Source organism: Aurantimicrobium minutum (assembly GCF_029892845.1).
Classification (GTDB): domain Bacteria; phylum Actinomycetota; class Actinomycetes; order Actinomycetales; family Microbacteriaceae; genus Aurantimicrobium; species Aurantimicrobium minutum_B.
In genome coordinates this window covers 299,024-316,805 of sequence record NZ_JARXVT010000002.1, presented here as the reverse complement: position 1 = coordinate 316,805, position 17,782 = coordinate 299,024, and the positions used below count along the sequence as shown (strand labels likewise).

The 17,782-nt window shown below is 53.8% G+C and carries 17 protein-coding genes and 2 tRNA genes; 8 read left to right on the top strand and 11 right to left on the bottom strand.

Annotation, left to right across the window (positions count from 1 at the left end):
• Positions 1-367 precede the first annotated feature (367 nt).
• From M2118_RS04125 to dnaA, 9 genes are all read right to left on the bottom strand, one after another.
• A tRNA-Ala gene (locus tag M2118_RS04125) sits at positions 368-440 on the bottom strand.
• Between the two features lie 44 nt (positions 441-484).
• Positions 485-558, bottom strand: a tRNA-Ile gene (locus tag M2118_RS04120).
• 61 nt (positions 559-619) lie between these two features.
• Positions 620-1,054: a DUF3566 domain-containing protein gene (locus M2118_RS04115; RefSeq protein WP_277494499.1), complete on the bottom strand. Its 435-nt coding sequence runs from the start codon at positions 1,052-1,054 to the stop codon at positions 620-622.
• Entirely contained in the window at positions 1,047-3,605 is a 2,559-nt protein-coding gene (gene gyrA / locus M2118_RS04110; RefSeq protein ID WP_280794665.1) for a DNA gyrase subunit A, read from the bottom strand. Before gyrA ends, M2118_RS04115 begins: the two co-directional genes overlap by 8 nt.
• Complete coding sequence (gyrB, locus tag M2118_RS04105) at positions 3,595-5,568, bottom strand: DNA topoisomerase (ATP-hydrolyzing) subunit B (RefSeq protein ID WP_280794664.1); 1,974 nt, start codon at positions 5,566-5,568, stop codon at positions 3,595-3,597. Before gyrB ends, gyrA begins: the two co-directional genes overlap by 11 nt.
• A gap of 123 nt (positions 5,569-5,691) precedes the next feature.
• On the bottom strand, positions 5,692-6,237 hold the full coding sequence (locus M2118_RS04100; RefSeq protein WP_280794663.1) for a DUF721 domain-containing protein: 546 nt from the start codon (positions 6,235-6,237) through the stop codon (positions 5,692-5,694).
• The gene (recF, locus tag M2118_RS04095) at positions 6,230-7,357 is read right to left on the bottom strand and encodes a DNA replication/repair protein RecF (protein ID WP_280794662.1); all 1,128 of its coding nucleotides are present in this window, start codon (positions 7,355-7,357) and stop codon (positions 6,230-6,232) included. The genes M2118_RS04100 and recF overlap by 8 nt, the downstream gene beginning before the upstream one ends.
• Before the next feature lie 20 nt (positions 7,358-7,377).
• Positions 7,378-8,520: a DNA polymerase III subunit beta gene (gene dnaN / locus M2118_RS04090; protein WP_280794661.1), complete on the bottom strand. Its 1,143-nt coding sequence runs from the start codon at positions 8,518-8,520 to the stop codon at positions 7,378-7,380.
• A gap of 345 nt (positions 8,521-8,865) precedes the next feature.
• Positions 8,866-10,281, bottom strand: coding sequence for a chromosomal replication initiator protein DnaA (gene dnaA, locus M2118_RS04085; RefSeq protein ID WP_280794660.1), 1,416 nt, complete (start codon positions 10,279-10,281; stop codon positions 8,866-8,868).
• Positions 10,282-10,609: 328 nt separating this feature from the next.
• On the opposite strand from dnaA, the gene rpmH reads away from it, so the two are divergent.
• From rpmH to M2118_RS04045, 8 genes are read left to right on the top strand one after another with little or no spacing between them, the layout of a single operon-like run.
• Positions 10,610-10,747 (top strand): 50S ribosomal protein L34, encoded by a 138-nt coding sequence (gene rpmH, locus M2118_RS04080; protein WP_022881903.1) that lies wholly within the window; start codon positions 10,610-10,612, stop codon positions 10,745-10,747.
• Positions 10,748-10,755: 8 nt separating this feature from the next.
• Positions 10,756-11,088, top strand: coding sequence for a ribonuclease P protein component (rnpA, locus tag M2118_RS04075; RefSeq protein ID WP_280794659.1), 333 nt, complete (start codon positions 10,756-10,758; stop codon positions 11,086-11,088).
• Positions 11,085-11,393 carry a membrane protein insertion efficiency factor YidD gene (yidD, locus tag M2118_RS04070; RefSeq protein WP_348519954.1) on the top strand — a complete coding sequence of 103 codons (309 nt, stop codon included), beginning with the start codon at positions 11,085-11,087 and terminating at the stop codon, positions 11,391-11,393. The genes rnpA and yidD overlap by 4 nt, the downstream gene beginning before the upstream one ends.
• Before the next feature lie 7 nt (positions 11,394-11,400).
• The gene (gene yidC, locus M2118_RS04065; protein WP_280794658.1) at positions 11,401-12,357 is read left to right on the top strand and encodes a membrane protein insertase YidC; all 957 of its coding nucleotides are present in this window, start codon (positions 11,401-11,403) and stop codon (positions 12,355-12,357) included.
• Between the two features lie 2 nt (positions 12,358-12,359).
• On the top strand, positions 12,360-12,863 hold the full coding sequence (locus M2118_RS04060) for a protein jag (protein WP_280794657.1): 504 nt from the start codon (positions 12,360-12,362) through the stop codon (positions 12,861-12,863).
• A gap of 14 nt (positions 12,864-12,877) precedes the next feature.
• Complete coding sequence (gene rsmG, locus M2118_RS04055; protein WP_280794656.1) at positions 12,878-13,504, top strand: 16S rRNA (guanine(527)-N(7))-methyltransferase RsmG; 627 nt, start codon at positions 12,878-12,880, stop codon at positions 13,502-13,504.
• Between the two features lie 36 nt (positions 13,505-13,540).
• Entirely contained in the window at positions 13,541-14,494 is a 954-nt protein-coding gene (locus tag M2118_RS04050) for a ParA family protein (protein ID WP_280794655.1), read from the top strand.
• Entirely contained in the window at positions 14,481-15,443 is a 963-nt protein-coding gene (locus M2118_RS04045) for a ParB/RepB/Spo0J family partition protein (RefSeq protein ID WP_280794654.1), read from the top strand. Before M2118_RS04050 ends, M2118_RS04045 begins: the two co-directional genes overlap by 14 nt.
• Positions 15,444-15,473: 30 nt before the next feature.
• Here the strand turns inward: M2118_RS04045 and M2118_RS04040 are convergent, their stop codons facing one another.
• Positions 15,474-16,415: a D-alanine--D-alanine ligase family protein gene (locus M2118_RS04040; RefSeq protein ID WP_280794653.1), complete on the bottom strand. Its 942-nt coding sequence runs from the start codon at positions 16,413-16,415 to the stop codon at positions 15,474-15,476.
• Between the two features lie 16 nt (positions 16,416-16,431).
• A complete protein-coding gene (locus tag M2118_RS04035; RefSeq protein ID WP_280794652.1) occupies positions 16,432-17,751 on the bottom strand; it encodes a PLP-dependent aminotransferase family protein in 1,320 nt (439 codons plus the stop codon).
• Positions 17,752-17,782 lie beyond the last annotated feature (31 nt).

The window sequence follows — 17,782 nt, the reverse complement described above, 5'->3', positions numbered from 1 at the left end:
TCCCACTTTGGAAGCGCCCCAGAAATAGAAAAAGATTATTGCTCCATAGAAGAGCAGAAATATTAGTGAATAACTTGCCACGTTCATAGATCCCCCGATCTAGAGTCCTAAGTAATCCAGTGTGTTATGAAGTTACCAATTGAGACAAAAACCTCAACGATTCCTCCCCAAAAATTTCTATCTTGCTCTTCTGAAGAAGTCTTTCGGTTTCTCTTAATTTTGTCCCCCTCGAACAATTAAACTTTATCCAGATTCTTTCTCAGGCGAAATACCAAAGCTTGAGCAAGGTTTATGTTCAAATTACACAGGACAGAGAACAGTCGAATAAAACAAAACACCCTCCATTTCTGGAGGGTGTTTCTTGTTGTGGAGCCTAGGAGAATCGAACTCCTGACCTCCTGCTTGCAAAGCAGGCGCTCTACCAATTGAGCTAAGGCCCCGATTGCTTTTACTACTTTACATCAAAATATAAAGAGCAATTGCGTGGGGCTACCAGGACTTGAACCTGGGACCTCTTCATTATCAGTGAAGCGCTCTAACCACCTGAGCTATAGCCCCGCTTAGGCAGATTCGAGACTACCGGAATCCCGGCAAATCTCTAAATCGAGCCTTGGGTTGGTTACTGCTGGTTGGTGAAACCAACCGACAAACCACCCGTAATCTTGGCTGCTGCGTTGTATAGAACCGCGCAAATTGCACCCATGACGGTGATGACGATCAGGTTGACCAGACCAACTGCAGCAGCTGCACCCACGGTTTTACCAATAGAGGCAATGCTGTTGATGTCGAAGGAATTGCTTCCCAGAACCTCACCAGCAACGCTGTTCGCGGTCTCGAAGATACCGGTCTGAACGAAGACTAAGTACAGAAGCAAGGTGCCAACAACGACAACGATGAACTGTGCCAAACCAAGAAGGAACGACATCTTGAGCGCAGACATGAAGTCGACATAAACGAGCTTCAGGCGAACCTGCTTAGCCTCAGGACCCTTAGGGGCCTTGGGCTCGCTCTTGGGAAGCTTGTCTTTGAGCTTCTGTGCCAATGCGTTACTCATTTGGTGCCTCTTCCACTACAGCGTCTCCGCTGATTGCTTCTACTTCTTCTTCAACTGCATCTTCTGCAGACTCAAGATTACGCTCTGAATTGCGTGCGACGGCAAGAATCTTGTCGCCCTCTTCAAATCGGGCGAAGACAACACCCATGGTGTCACGTCCCTTGGCAGGAACTTCGTTCACTGCCGAGCGGACAACCTTGCCGGTTTCGAGGACAACGAGAACTTCGTCTTCTTCACCAACAATGAGTGATCCGACCAGATCTCCGCGGTCTTCGCTGAGCTTGGCCACCTTGATTCCCAGGCCACCACGGTTTTGTGTGCGGTACTGGTCAGCAGAGGTGCGCTTGGCGTAACCACCCTCGGTGACAACGAAGACAAATCCAGAGTCAGATACCAGCGAGGCAGACAGCAGACTGTCTCCACCGCGGAACTTCATACCGGTGACACCAGACGTCGAACGGCCCATGGGGCGAAGTGCCTCATCGGTTGCGGTGAAGCGAATGCTCATACCCTTGCGGGAAACAAGGAGAACGTCCGAGTCAGCTTCGAGAAGGAGTGCCGAGACGAGTTCGTCACCTTCGCGCAGTTTGATGGCGATGATGCCACCGGTGCGGTTGGTGTCGTATTCGGTTAGAGCAGTCTTCTTGATCAAACCATCGCGAGTTGCCAGGGCGAGGTACTGAGCTGTCTGGTAGTCGCGAATGTCGAGAATCTGGGTGACCTGCTCATCAGGAGCAAGTGCCAAGAGGTTAGCAATGTGCTGACCCTTAGCGTCACGACCTGCTTCTTGAACTTCATAGGCCTTCGCGCGGTAAACACGTCCAGTGTTAGTGAAGAACAAGAGCCAGTGGTGAGTGGTGGTGACGAAGAAGTGCTCGACTACGTCATCAGCTCGGAGCTGAGCACCCTTGACGCCACGGCCACCACGGTGCTGGCTGCGGTAGTTGTCACTGCGGGTGCGCTTGATGTAGCCGCCACGGGTAACGGTGATAACCATTTCCTCTTCAGGAATGAGGTCTTCCACGTTCATGTCGCCGTCGAAGCCAGGCATAATCTCGGAACGACGGTCATCGCCGTAACGGGCAACGATGTCAGTGAGTTCTTCTGAAACAATCTCGCGCTGACGAGAAGGGCTAGCCAAGATGGCGTTGAACTCAGTGATCTGAGCTTCCAACTCGTTGGCTTCGTCAATGATCTTCTGACGTTCCAGTGCGGCCAGACGACGGAGCTGCATTTCCAAGATGGCGCGAGCTTGCAGCTCGTCAATCTTGAGGAAGGCAATCAGGCTGTCACGAGCATCTTCAACAGTGGAGCTCTTGCGGATCAGGGCAATCACTTCATCGAGAGCATCCAGTGCTGCAAGGTAACCCTTGAGGATGTGCATGCGCTCTTCTGCCTTGCGCAGACGGAACTGCGTGCGGCGAACGATGACGTCAATCTGGTGCTCAACCCAGTTGGAGATGAATCCATCAATGGCGAGGGTGCGAGGGATGCCATCCACGATGGCAAGCATGTTTGCGCCGAAGTTTTCCTGGAGCTGGGTCTGCTTGTAGAGGTTGTTGAGAACAACCTTTGCTACAGCATCGCGCTTGAGCACGATAACCAGTCGCTGACCGGTACGACCCGAGGTCTCATCGCGGATATCCGCGATGCCGGTGATCTTGCCGTCCTTGACGAGCTCCGCGATCTTGATCGCGAGGTTGTCAGGGTTGACTTGGTAGGGAAGCTCGGTGACGACCAGGCAGGTACGGCCCTGAAGTTCTTCAACGCTAACCACGGCACGCATCGTGATGGAACCGCGGCCAGTGCGGTACGCGTCCTGAATTCCCTTGATGCCCAGAATCTGTGCACCGGTGGGGAAGTCAGGTCCCTTGATGCGAGAGATCAGTGCTTCGAGGAGCTCTTCACGCGTTGCATCAGGGTTAGCCAGTGACCAGAGTGCACCTTCGGCAACCTCACGCAGGTTGTGTGGAGGAATGTTGGTGGCCATACCCACGGCAATACCAACCGAGCCGTTGACCAGCAGGTTGGGGAAGCGCGCAGGAAGAATCGAAGGCTCTTGGGTGCGGCCGTCGTAGTTGTCCTGGAAATCGACGGTTTCTTCGTCGATGTCGCGAACCATTTCCAGCGCCAGGGGAGCCATCTTGGTTTCGGTGTAACGAGGAGCAGCAGCAGAGTCGTTACCGGCAGAGCCAAAGTTTCCCTGACCGAGTGCCAGTGGGTAACGCAACGACCAAGGCTGAACCAGACGCACGAGTGCGTCATAGATGGCCGAGTCACCGTGCGGGTGGAACTGACCCATGACGTCACCGACGACACGAGCACACTTAGAGAATGCCTTGTCGGGGCGGTAGCCACCGTCATACATCGCGTAGATCACACGACGGTGAACAGGCTTGAGGCCATCACGAACGTCAGGAAGTGCGCGGCCCACGATAACGCTCATCGCGTAGTCGAGGTAGGAACGCTGCATCTCCAGTTGCAGGTCTACCTGCTGGATGCGGTTCTCTCCGTTTTCGTCAGTTGTGACGAGGTTGTCGTTAGATGTCAAGGAAACGCACATCCTTTGCATTCTTCTGGATGAAGTTTCGACGTGATTCCACGTCTTCACCCATCAGGGTTGAGAAAATTTCGTCAGCAGCAACTGCGTCATCCAGGGTGACCTGAAGCAGGGTGCGAGTTTCTGGGTTCATAGTGGTGTCCCACAGTTCGCGGTAGTCCATCTCACCGAGACCCTTGTAGCGCTGGATTCCATTGTCTTTTGGAATCTTGCGACCAGCTGCGAGGCCAGCTTCAAGCTGGCGGTCGCGCTGTTCGTCCGAGTACACGTACTCGTGATCAGCGTTCGACCACTTCAGTCGATACAGCGGTGGTTGAGCGAGGTAAACATAACCGAGCTCAATCAGTGGCTTCATGTAACGGAAGAGCAGAGTCAGCAACAAGGTGGTGATGTGCTGGCCGTCAACATCCGCATCGGCCATGAGCACAATCTTGTGATACCTCGCCTTTTCGGGGTTGAAGTCTTCGCCCACGCCTGCACCGAAAGCAGTAATCATGGCCTGGACTTCGTTGTTGGCGAGAGCCTTATCGAGGCGTGCCTTCTCCACGTTGAGGATCTTGCCTCGCAGAGGAAGGATCGCCTGAGTGTCAGGGTTACGGCCCTGAACGGCAGAACCACCAGCGGAGTCACCCTCCACCATGAAGATTTCAGAAAGTGAAGGGTCCTTGCTTGCGCAGTCCTTCAGCTTTCCAGGCATTCCGCCACCCTCAAGCAAACCCTTGCGACGTGCGGTTTCGCGCGCCTTGCGAGCTGCCATGCGAGCGGTTGCTGCCTGGAGTGCCTTACGGATAATGTCCTTGGCCTGGTTGGGGTTGCGCTCGAACCAGTCACCGAGGAAGTCACCGGTAATGCGCTGAACGAAAGCCTTCGCTTCAGTGTTACCAAGCTTGGTCTTGGTCTGACCTTCGAACTGGGGTTCGCCCAGCTTGATGGAGACAACTGCGGTGAGGCCTTCACGGACGTCATCACCGGAGAGGTTTTCGTCCTTCTCCTTAAGAATGCCCTTTTCGCGTGCGTACTTGTTGACCAAAGTGGTCATTGCGGCACGGAAGCCCTCTTCGTGGGTTCCACCCTCGTGAGTGTTAATAGTGTTTGCGTAGGTGTGAACACTCTCGCTGTACGCGGTGGTCCACTGCATCGCGATTTCACACGAGATCTTCTTGTCGGGATCTTCCAACTCGAAGTGAATGATCTCGTCGTGAACGATCTCGTTCTTCTTGATGCGGTTGAGGTACTCGACGTAGTCCATCAGACCGTTTTCGAACATGTATGAAACGGTGAGGGGGTTGCCCTCGTCATCGATCTGGTTCTCATCGATCAAGGTGATGCGCAGACCCTTGTTCAGGAAGGTCATCTGCTGGAAGCGAGCACGCAGAGTTTCGTAGTCGAACTCGACGGTTTCGAAAATGTCCGCATCTGGCCAGAACGTAATGGTTGTTCCAGAGTCTGTGGTCGCTGCACCCTTGGCCAATGGTGCTTCAGGAACACCAATGTTGAAGCTCTGGGTGTAGGAGAAGCCTTGACGCTTAACCTCGACCTCGAGGTGAGAAGACAGTGCGTTTACTACCGAGCTACCCACACCGTGCAGACCACCGGAGACGGCGTATCCGCCGCCGCCGAACTTTCCACCGGCGTGGAGGACGGTGAGAACAACCTCAACGGTCGACTTACCTTCGGTGGGGTGAATGTCGACTGGGATACCTCGACCGTTGTCAATGACGCGGATGCTGCCGTCTTTGCGCATGAAGACTTTGATGTCATCGCAGTGACCGGCGAGCGCCTCATCAACAGAGTTGTCAACGATCTCATAGACCAGGTGGTGAAGACCACGAGGACCGGTTGATCCGATGTACATACCGGGACGCTTACGAACCGCTTCAAGGCCTTCAAGAACCTGAATATTACTTGCGCCGTAATCGGCTTCTGCGGCTTGCTGTTCAGATTCAGTTGACATATGTTTCGGTGGCTCCCTTACGCACTTAACGTGACCCCTCATTCTACCTTTTGGGGGCTGGGAAAACCGGGAGAAACGGGCCGTAGGCGCGTTTTTATTTAGCGCTTGACCAGAAACCTATTTCTAACCGTAAGTATCGCGAGGACCACGCCCTGGAATTGATTTGGGGCCACGTTTCCAGCTTGGGGCGTTGGGGCCTTGAAAGCGGATTGCGGTAACGCCAGATTCTGGGTGGGATTGCAGAACTTTTGTGAGCACCTCGGTGCGCATCAAACGAAGCTGTGTTGCCCAGGCCGTGGACTCACACGCCACCGTCAATGTTGCGTCATCAATTCCTAGTGGAGTCGTCCGTGCCGCGATGTCTGGGCCGACGATTTCTGCCCAATCTGCCAGCAAATCCGACTTGGCTAACGGGGCCTTCCAACCGAGTTGCTGGGAGAGGTTATCGAGGACATCATCGAGGCCTTTGGGATCCCGGCCAGGGGAGAAGGGCATCTCGCTGGCATGCTCTTCCGCATTGCGTTTGCGGGCACGGGCATCTCGGGACAATTTCACGCGGGGAGTCCCGGTTGCTTTGGACTTCAACCGGGAATATAACGCCAGAGCTTCTGATTCTTCGGGCCCCGCCGCGTCAGCGGCGCCAGGCCCATTTGAGTTAATTTCAGTCATGAGCTGGGATTTCGTAACTAATGGTCCCCTTTTTCACGTGAAACACTTGCGTCATCAATTGTGGGGGAACATCTTCGGCAACCGCAGCAGTAATGAAGGTTTGCTCGAAATCTGCCACGGCTTCAGCGAGGCGTTCACGCCGAGCCGAGTCCAATTCTGCAAAAACGTCGTCCAAGATCAGGATTGGATCACCTAGTACTGATTCGCTGCGAAGCAGCCGCGCTGCTGAAAGCTTGAGTGAAAGCGCATAGGACCAAGTTTCACCATGGCTGGCATAACCCTTTGCGGGAAGATTGTTCAAGCCGAACTCGACATCATCCCGGTGAGGCCCAACAAGTGTCATTCCGCGCTCAATTTCCTGAACACGTCCTGTCTCGAGAAGGTTTTTGAACTTTTCGGCATAGGCCGCAGCGGATTCGGGCGCATCAATAGATGGTTTGAGATCAATACTCACGGCATGATCTGACCCAGCTATTGCTTCGTATGCTTCGCCGAGGGGTCCGGATAAATCAGCAAGGAGCCGGCGGCGCTCAGACGTGATCTCTGTGCCAAGCGCAACGAGCCGCTCATCCCAAATATCGAGAGTTCCGAGGTTTCCCGAATCAATATCTTTGACTCGCGCCGTTTTCAGCAAGGTATTGCGCTGTTTGAGCACGCGGTCATAGTCAGAAACCACCCCGGCAAGGCGAGGCGTGCGCTGAATAATCAGGTCATCCATGAACTTTCGGCGTCCAGATGGCTCACCCCGGACCAACATCAAGTCTTCTGGAGCAAATATCACGGTCGAGATATATCGGGGGAAGTCCCGAAGCTTGGCATTCGCGTGGTTGACCTGGGCTTTATTTGCACCGTTCCGGTTCAACTGTGCTTCGAGTAGGATCGTGCGGCCGTCATGTGCGAGGTTTACTCGCACAATGGCCGCATCTGATCCCTGTCGGATTAGCGCAGAGTCAATACTTGTTCGGTGAGAGCCCAGTGTCGCCAAAAAGTTAATTGCTTCGACGATATTTGTTTTGCCTTGGCCATTAGAGCCGACTAAAACAACAGAACCTAAGCCAGGTTCAATATCTGCCGTGGCGTAATTTCTAAAGTCTCGAAGACTGAGTGAGCTAACGTGCATCGCTCAGAAATTCACTTAAATTAGCGAAGAAGAAGGTTGGGCTGCAGAAGGTAGCGGTATGCATCTTCTGAAGGAGTGTCCTTCGAAGTCTGGCTTGTGATCAAGACAGGACCTGGCTTTGCTGGGTTCTCTACCGAGGTAAAGCCAATTCGAGTGAATTCAGAGTGAACAGCACCCAGACCATCAAGCAGGAAGTCTGGCTTGAGTGACACAACAACATCGGGGCCAGAAATCACGGCATCAATGGTTTCTGAAGCCTGTGCCTGCTCGCCACCAATTGCTTCAAGAGTGAGGCCGTTGTTCGCAAAGGTGAAACGCAGTGCTGCTTCGCGTTCAACAACAAGTTTGACGCGACGAGTAGCTTCGATGAGCTCTGCGGTGTTCACTACTGCGTAGTTCTCTACCTTTTCGGGGAACAAACGCTTGACGGGTGGGAAGTTTCCCTTGATCAAGAGTGAAGTTACTGTCTTGTTGTCAGCAGTGAACGCAATCAATTCACGATCATCCTTGTTGGTGATCGAAATGGAGATGTTGCCACTGTGACCGAAAGTTTTACCGATTTCCTGAATCGTACGAGCAGGAACCAAGGCAGTGATGTCTGCAACAGTTCCAGTTGATTCCCAAGGAATGTCACGGATTGCAACACGGTAGCGGTCGGTAGCGACCAAGCTCAAAGAATTTCCAGTGATTTCTAGCTGAACACCTGTAATGACGGGAGTCACATCATCGCGAGATGCGGCAACGGCAACCTGTGAAACTGCGGAAGAGAATTCTTCTGCAGGAAGAACTCCAGTTTCACCATCAACCTGAGGAATGGTGGGGTATTCCTCAACAGGCATGGAAAGCAGAGTGAAGTTTGCTGATCCGCAGCTGACCTGAATGCGTGACTCAACACTTTCAAAAGTGACAGGTGCATTCGGAAGGCGGTTTGCGATTTCTGCAAGCAAGCGGCCGGAAACCAATACTCGACCTGGTGTCTCAACAGTTGCGGCAACCTTAGTCTGAGTAGATACTTCGTAATCAAACGAAGAAAAAACGAGTCCCTCAGTGCTTGCTTCAATCAGCACACCCGAAAGAATGGGAAGAGTTGTTCGTGCTGGGAGCATCTTGACGGCAAAAGAGACTGCTTCGCTGAGCACATCTCTGTTTACTTGAAACTTCACCGTGGCGCCTTTCCGTTGATCCCCAAACCTGGGTCTCTCATGTTATCGCGGTTTTTTACAGTGAATTAAGCCAGGACGTAAAAGGTTATGGAATGGATTTGTTTAATTAATTAACTCTTTAATCTTCTTAACCTCTGTGGATACTGTGTATAACTCACAAGTTTTAGCCCCAGTGCTTGAAACTACAACGGCGTAAGTTGTGTTTGGCCTGTGTGTGAGAAGTCTCAGCCTCACACCAACACTGAATTACATATTTGCGTTATTCACACAAAAGAATTTTTCATACACAGGCAGCCTCGGCGATTTCCCCACATATTCACAGGGTTATCCACAGGGGGAAAACACCTAGTTATTGCGTGCGTATGAGCTGCGCTGCTTAATTCTGGTTGTTAACTCAGTGACCTGGTTGTAAATAGAACGACGTTCTTTCATCAACTCAGCAATTTTTTTGCAGGCGTGCATCACAGTGGTGTGATCGCGGCCACCAAAGAGTTGGCCAATCTTTGGAAGTGACAGGTTAGTCATTTCACGGCAGAGATACATGGCGATTTGGCGTGCAGTAGCAATAGCTTGTGCGCGAGAAGTACCCGTTAACTCATCAATACCGAGACGGAAATAGTCTGCAGTGTTGTTGATGATGTCAATTGGAGCAATGATGTCGTCTTCATCAAGAGTGATGAGGTCCTTCAACACTGTTTGAACCAACGGAAGATCTACTGCCTGCTTATTCAGGTTGGCAAAAGCCGTCACACGAATAAGAGTTCCCTCAAGCTCACGAATGTTGCTGGTGACTTTCGTGGCGATGAATTCCATGATGTTGTCAGGAACACTGAGCTTTTCGCGCTCTGCTTTTTTGCGCAGGATTGCAATACGTGTTTCAAGGTCAGGGGTTTGAACATCTGTGATGAGGCCCCACTCAAATCGAGTACGCATGCGGTCTTCGAAACCAGTCAAGTGCTTGGGCTGTACATCGCTGGTGATCACTACCTGCTTGTTGTGATCGTGAAGCGTGTTGAAAGTGTGGAAGAAAGCTTCCTGAGTTTCAGCTTTCCCTTGGAGGAACTGAATGTCATCGATCAGAAGAATGTCGATGTTGCGGTAACGGGACTGGAATGCAGCACCACGGTTATTAGCAATCGAGTTAATAAAGTCGTTGGTGAACTCTTCGCTACTGACATAACGAACACGAATAGTGGGATACAAACTCTGCGCGTAGTGACCAATGGCGTGAAGCAGGTGGGTTTTACCCAAACCGGACTCACCATAGATAAACAACGGGTTGTAAGCCTTGGCGGGGGCTTCGGCAACTGCTACGGCAGCGGCGTGAGCAAATCGGTTTGATCCACCAATAACAAAACTGTCGAAGTTGTAACGAGGGTTGAGGCGTGACTCAAGTTCACTCTCAGTTGCCATGATGGTTGGAGCAGTAACCGGGTTGCGGTCTTCTTTTACTTCTTCAACCTCAACGGCCGGTGCCGGTTCGGCCAGGGCTACTAGGTCTGGGTTGACCACGATGGCGAATGTAGAAACTTCACTCAATTGACCCAGGCTGCCAATGGCAGAAAGCAAAGGTCCGCGAAGCCGTTGTTCCACCATGCTGCGGGTGAAGTCGTTTGGAACTTCGAGATAGAAGGTTCCAGCCATGATGCCCTTGGGCTCAATGAGCGACGCAAATCCATACAACGGGGGAGTAACACCAGGATCTGAAGCAAGTGCTTCAAGAATGGAGTTCCACGTACCGCGCATGTTGTCGTCGGACATGTTTTTCCCCTCTGGTTATTCACTGAGTTATCCACCGTATTTTGGATGTTTCACGTGGACATGAGGTCTCAAGCGTGAAAAGCTGGGGATAACTCTTACTGACCGTATCGAAAACCTGTGGATTAAGGCAACTCGAGTTTCTACATATTTGCGTGTCGTTACGAAAATATAAACCTCAGAACATTCATAATCTGAGGTTGGTGTGTGCTCTGGTTTGACGGGAGCGCCGGAAAGCCTTAGATTTAATCGGTTGATGCCATTGCGCATCCCAATGTTTTGCGCCGCGCTCTCGTGGGCGCGCGACATCAGCCTTCATGGAGATTGACTTATGAGCAAGAGAACGTTCCAGCCAAACAACCGCCGCCGCGCCAAGGTGCACGGCTTCCGCCTTCGCATGCGTACCCGCGCCGGCCGCGCCATCTTGGCAGCACGCCGCCGCAAGGGCCGCACCGAACTCTCCGCTTAGTATCGGCCGTGCTCGATCGGGCACACCGATTGGCTTTGCCAACGGACTTCCGCCGAATTACTCGTCGCGGAACGAAACAGACCTCGTCTTTGGTTGTTGCTTATGCAATACCCAGTGACCGAGGTCTTTCTCGTTTCGGGATTGTCACCTCAAAGGCTGTCGGTAATGCTCCGACCCGTAATCGGGTTCGCCGCCAACTCAGAGCCATTGCGTGGGAGGCGAGAGACGCCAGAAGCGCAGACATTGTTATTCGTGCTTTGCCAGCCGCGGCCACAGTGACCTGGGATGTCTTGCACGCGGATGTTCTTAAGACCCTCGACAGACTGAACACTTCCGCATGAGAAAGTTTCTGTGGTTCGTGTTTCTTTTGCCGCGCAACATCATGATTTCCTTGGCTTTGGTCTACCGAAAAGTGATCTCTCCGCTCTATGGAGATGTCTGTCGGTACTACCCAACGTGCTCACATTACGGACTTCAGTCACTGCAGCAACGAGGCCTCATTGTGGGTTCTGCCCTAACACTGCGTAGGCTAGGTAGGTGCAACCCGTGGGCACTCGGTGGCGTCGATGATGTGCCGCCTGCGAAGCACAAGATTTTTAGAGTCACAACACTAGGTTTCGTTGTGATGAATGAAGGAAGGGCATAAAGCTCGTATGGACATTATCGGCACAATTCTGTGGCCTATTAAGTGGGCTATTGAGCTCATCCTTGTCTTCTTCCACTGGTTATTCACCAGCATGGGAATGGACCCAGCAGCAGGCGCTACCTGGGTTCTCGCCATTGTCGGCCTTGTTGTCGTTGTTCGTGCCGCACTGATTCCTGTCTTTGTTAAGCAGATCAAGAGCCAGCGCAAGATGCTCGAGATTGCTCCTGAGCTCAAGAAGATTCAGGACAAGTACAAGGGCAAGAAGGACCAGTTCTCCCGCGAAGCAATGTCCCGAGAGACCATGGAGCTTTACCGCCGCACCGGCAGTAACCCTCTGAGCTCCTGCCTTCCTCTCTTGCTGCAGATGCCCATCTTCTTTGGTCTGTTCTCCGTATTGAACGAAGCACAGAACTCCAAGGCTGGCGTTGGCCCACTCAACGCTGAGTTGGCAAAGCAGTTTGGTTCCGCTGAACTCTTTGGAATTGCTCCCCTGCACTCCACCTTTGTGAGTGCAATGAACGCGCAACCACAGCAGATCGCCGTCATGGTTATTGCCATGGTCATGGTTGTCCTGATGACTGCATCACAGTTCATCACTCAGCTGCAGATCGTCTCTAAGAACATGTCTGAAGAGACCAAGGCAAGCCCTGCTTTCCGTCAGCAGCGCATCCTGTTGTACCTACTCCCCCTTGTTTTCGCCTTCTCTGGCTTCACATTCCCCCTCGGCGTTATGTTCTACTGGCTCGTATCGAACTTCTGGACCATGGGTCAGCAGTTCATCGTGATCCGCAACATGCCTACTCCTGGTAGCCAGGCAGCAAAAGACCGCGAAGAGCGCCTTGCTCGTCGCGGCAAGCTCCCCAAGGGAACCACTGAAGTTATCGAAGTAGAAGCACCTAAGCCCATTCAGCGCGCACAGCCTGTGAGCAAGAACCGCGCAAAGAAGTCCGGAAAGAAGAAGTAATTATGCCTGAAGACCTCACCCCAGAACCCAAAGCTGCTCCCACCATCAAAGACCTCGAGAACGAGGGTGATGTTGCCGCCGACTACATCGAAGAACTCCTCGATATCGCAGATCTCGATGGCGACCTCGACATCGATGCCCGTAACGGCCGCGCTTACGTCTCCGTAACCGCTTCAGAACAGGGCAACGTCCGCGTTCTTTCTCGCCCCGAGACCGTTTCTGCACTGCAGGAGCTCACTCGCTTGGCAGTTCAGAACAAGACCGGCCAGTACTCACGCCTGATTCTGGACGTGGGTGGCTCACGCCAGACTCGCGAGCAGGAACTTGCTGCACTCGTTGACGCTGCTGCTGCACGTCTCGAAGGCGGAGCTGCTGCCGCTGCACTTCCTCCCATGAGCTCCTACGAGCGCAAGCTTGTGCACGACCTGGTGAGCGAGCGTGGCTTGGTGTCACACTCCGACGGTGAGGGCAAGGACCGCCACACCGTTATCACCGCCGGCGCATAGTTTCACGTGAAACATTGACTCCCGAATATGAAGCGGAGCCAGCTCAAGCGGCTCAAGTATTTGGAGATCAACTCGCTCTAGCCCGCCAATTCACTGCGAACTTGGCACAGTATGGCGAGGAACTGGGCCTGATTGGCCCACTTGAACTCCCCCGTTTGTGGTCACGCCACATCCTCAACTGCGGCATTGTTGCGCCTTTACTGAATGGTCGCGTCGGTGACGTCGGCAGCGGCGCGGGGCTTCCGGGCCTTGTTCTGGCAATTGCACGCCCAGATGTTGAGTTCGTCCTGATTGAGCCTATGGAACGTCGCACGGCTTGGCTGAATGACCAGGTGGCTGAACTTGGTCTGACCAACGTCACAGTGGTCCGCGATCGCGCCGAAGATGTCCGCAGGGATGTTCTTCTGGACCAAGTGACTGCTCGTGCAGTCAGTGCGTTGAAGAAGCTCATCCCCATGACTGCTCCCCTGGTTCGCCCCGGCGGAGAACTAGTCCTCATGAAGGGCGCCGGAGCTGCTGCTGAAATTGAAGCCGCTTCCAAGCAGATTCGTGCCTTCAAGCTCCACAATGTAGAGGTTCTCACCCTGGGTGAGGGAATCCTCGATGAAGTAACGAGGGTGGTTCGGGCTACAGTTGAGTAGACCTCGTTCCGCACTTGTTTGATCCAAAGGTTTCACGTGAAACATCCCGAAGAATCGATTGATACGTCACTCAGTGGCGCCGATTCCCCTTTGGCGCGCGAACTGAGTGATCTGACCGCACGCCGACGGATCCTGGATCAACCAGCACCCCCACTCCCTGCGCGCCCCCGTGTATTTACGGTGTCAAACCAAAAGGGTGGAGTCGGAAAGACCACGACCACCGTCAACATTGCTGCAGCTCTCGCTCGCTTTGGCGCCAAGGTTCTTGTTATTGACCTGGATCCTCAGGGAAACGCGTCCACTGCGTTGGGTATTGACCACCACGGAGACATCCCCAGCATTTATGACGTTCTGGTCGAAGGAAAGTCTCTGAGTTCTGTAATTCAAAAGAGCACCGAGGAAGGTGAGCTCTACTGCGCTCCCTCCAATCTGGATCTTGCGGGTGCAGAAATTCAGATGTTCAGTATTGAACGTCGCGAATACCTCCTCCGGGACGCTCTGGAACGTTTTTTCAATGAGCACGGTAACGATTACCACTACGTCTTCATTGACTGCCCACCTTCGCTGGGCTTGCTCACCATCAATGCTTTTAGCTCTGCTCGTGAAGTTCTGATTCCCATTCAGTGCGAGTACTACGCCCTTGAAGGTCTGACTCAACTCCTGAGCACGATTGAGATGATCAACCAGGGGCTGAACCCCTATCTCCAGGTCTCCACCATCTTGCTCACCATGTTTGATAGCCGCACCCGTCTCGCCCACGAAGTAGCGGAAGATGTGCGCCAGCACTTCCCCCAGCAGGTGCTCAACGCCGTCATTCCTCGCGCTGTGCGCGTTTCTGAGGCCCCTAGCTACAGCCAGACCGTTGTCAGCTACGACACCATGTCTGTCGGCTCCATTTCTTATATCGAAGCAGCACACGAGATCGCCCTCCGCGGCGCTCCCGGAGCTGCCAGCACTACTAACCAGGAGGCCACAGATGGCAACGAATAAGCGCACCGGTCTCGGCCGCGGCATTGGCTCACTCATTCCCACGGCTCCCACCACTGAGCGTCCCGTGGACGTCTTCTTCCCCGACCAGGTGGGCACCGGCGCTATTCCTGTTGTGGAGAACAACAATGCCAACCTTGTTGAAGTCCCCGGTGCACGCCTGGCCTTCATCTCCCCCAACCTTGTTATTCCCAACCCCCAGCAGCCTCGTAAGGTCTTCAACCCCGAGGACCTTGCTGAACTGGTTCACAGCATCCGCGAGATCGGAATCCTGCAGCCCATCGTGGTTCGTAGCATTCCTGGTTCAGAAAACTTTGAGCTCATCATGGGTGAGCGTCGTCTCCGTGCGTCGAAGGAAGTAGGCCTCGAGCAGATCCCGGTCATCATTCGTGACACCGCCGATGAAGACATGCTCCGTGATGCACTGCTGGAGAACCTCCACCGTTCGCAGCTGAACCCACTCGAAGAAGCTTCTGCCTACCAGCAGCTCATGGCCGACTTCGGCATCACTCAGGAGCAGCTCGCTGAGCGCATTGGTCGTTCACGTCCCCAGATCTCGAACACCATCCGTTTGCTCCGTCTTCCACCCTTGGTTCAGAAGCGCGTCGCCGCTGGTGTTCTTAGTGCAGGTCACGCCCGTGCCATCTTGGCTGTGGGCGACCCCGAAGCCATGCAGCGCTTGGCAGACAAGATTGTCAACGAAGACCTTTCGGTTCGTGCCGCTGAAGCACTCGCTGGCGAAGCTCCCACCGCCAAGAAGCCCAAGCCTGTCGCGGGAACCCGTCGTGGCCACCTCGACGAGATTGCCGAACGCCTCGGAGATCGCCTCGATACTCGGGTAAAGATCGCCCTCAGCGCTAAAAAAGGCCTGATCAGCATCGAATTTGCAACTATTGGTGACCTGAACCGTATTCTCGCCGAACTGGGCGAGACCCCGTTCGGCCAGAACTAGTTTCCACGTGAAACGTGGGCGGGCAACAGCCTAGTTTGCTGCTGCGCGAGCGAGAGCTTCGTAGAGCTGTCCGAGTTCAACACCGGATGCCTCAATAGCAAGTGGCGCACTCGAGGTCTCGGTCAGACCAGGAAGCGAGTTTGCTTCGAGGAACCAGGGCTCGCCTGCCTCGTCCACAATGAGGTCAATGCGAGAGAGCTGGGAGAGACCCAAGGTCTCGTGAACAGACACTGCAGCTGCAGAAATCTTGGCCGACACCTCATCGGAGACACGTGCGGGGACAAAGAAGGTGGTTTCTCCGGCGTTGTAACGGGCTTCAAAGCTGTAGACGCCATCCAGAGGGACGATTTCAACTGCAGGCAGGGCAGTAGCGCCAGTTGGGCCGTCTGTGACCGTCACGGCCACTTCAGTGCCCGCAATGAACTTCTCTACGAGAGCGACGTCGTTGTAGGTGAAGGCATCCACCATGGCACGAGGGAGATCCTCTGCCTTGGTCACGATGGACACACCTTGGGCAGAACCACCAGATGCGGGCTTCACCACGACATGATTTCCCAGTTCAAAGGCAATTAATTCCAAAACCGAACCAGCGCCGAGCTCACGGAATGCTTCACGTGCAACGGTAATGGATGGAGCAGTTCTCACACCTGCGCGAGATACCAACGTCTTTGCAACCGGCTTGGACCATGCCAGTCGTGCAGCAGCAGCTGATGGTCCGACGTAGTTGTAACCAGATGCACGAAGCAGATCAAGAACAGCTCCGTCTTCACCGCTGGATCCGTGCAGTGCAGGCCAGACAACGTCAGGGTTCAGGTTCTTGAGAGTGGCAAACAGGGACGCATCGGGGTCAATGATGGTGACGTTGTGTCCACGGGCAGTGAGGGCATCAGCCACGCGACGACCGGATCGCAAGGACACCTCACGCTCGTGCGAAATCCCACCAGAAAGAACGGCGATGTTGAGAGATGACATAAATAGCCTCGTGTTCTTAGCTCAGGTCAGGTGGTGGGGCAATGACGTTGTCGTCACCGGCAGCAGCGGTGAGGGAACCAGTTCCCGCGAAATCAGCAAGGAGATCCAGCTCACCTCGGATCACCGTGGCAAGACGACGAATACCGATCTTGATGTTCTCAGGAGTGGGGTAGCAGAAGGAGAGACGGAGGTTTTGACGTCCTCCACCATCTGCGAAGAATGCAGTTCCAGGTGTGTAAGCAACTAATTCGGTTACTGCACGAGGCAACATCGCCTTGGAATCGAGGTTTTCGGGCAATGAGCACCAGATGTAGAACCCGCCGTTGGGCACATTCCAGCTCAAGTCAGGCAGGTGTTCTTCCAGAGCCTCAAGCATGGCATCGCGACGCTCTTTGTAGACACCGCGGAAGGTTTCAATCTGACCCTTCCAGTCGGCCTGGCTCAAATATTCAGAAATCACCATTTGGCTGAACGAGCTGGGGCACAAAATGGCCGCTTCTGCCGCAAGAACAAGCTTTTCGCGGATGGCGTGGGGGGCCAAAGCCCAGCCCACGCGGAATCCGGGAGCCAGCGTCTTCGAGAAAGACCCTAAATAGATCACGCCATCATCGTTGAGTGAACGAATTGCAGGAGGAACGTCTTCTTCGAAAGAAAGAAGACCGTAGGGGTTGTCTTCCAGGATGAGAATCCCGTTGCTCTGGCAAATCTCCAGAATCTCAGGGCGACGCTCTGCAGAGAGAGTCACACCGGCAGGGTTGTGGAAATTCGGGATTGTGTAAAGGAACTTGATGGTGCGCCCCGACGCCTTTACCTCAGCGATAGCTTCGCGGAGCTTCTCTGGAATGAGGCCGTTCTCATCCATCAAAACGTGCACCACATCAGCCTGGTAGCTGCGGAAAACACCAATAGCGCCCACATAACTGGGGGCTTCAGCCAGAATGACGTCACCTGGATCAATGAAGAGCTTGGTTACGAGATCGAGTGCCTGCTGGCTACCAGTGGTGACGACAACGTCATCCACCGAAGCAGAAATACCTTCGAGGGCCATGATTTCCAGAATTTGCTCACGCAACGCAGGAACGCCCTGACCTGAGCCATATTGCATGGCCATGGGGCCGTTGTCTTTCATGACCTTTTCGAGAGCACCGTTGACCAGGGACTCTGGTAGCGCGCGAACATACGGCATGCCACCGGCAAGAGAGACAACTTCGGGACGAGAGGCCACCGCGAAAAGGGCGCGCACTTCTGAGGCGCTCAGTCCGGCAGAACGGCTGGCGTAGTGATTGAACCAGGGATCAAGGTTAATTCCTTGACCGGTCTCGTTATTCTCGGCCACGTAGTCAATCGTAGTTGGGATTTTTAGGGGT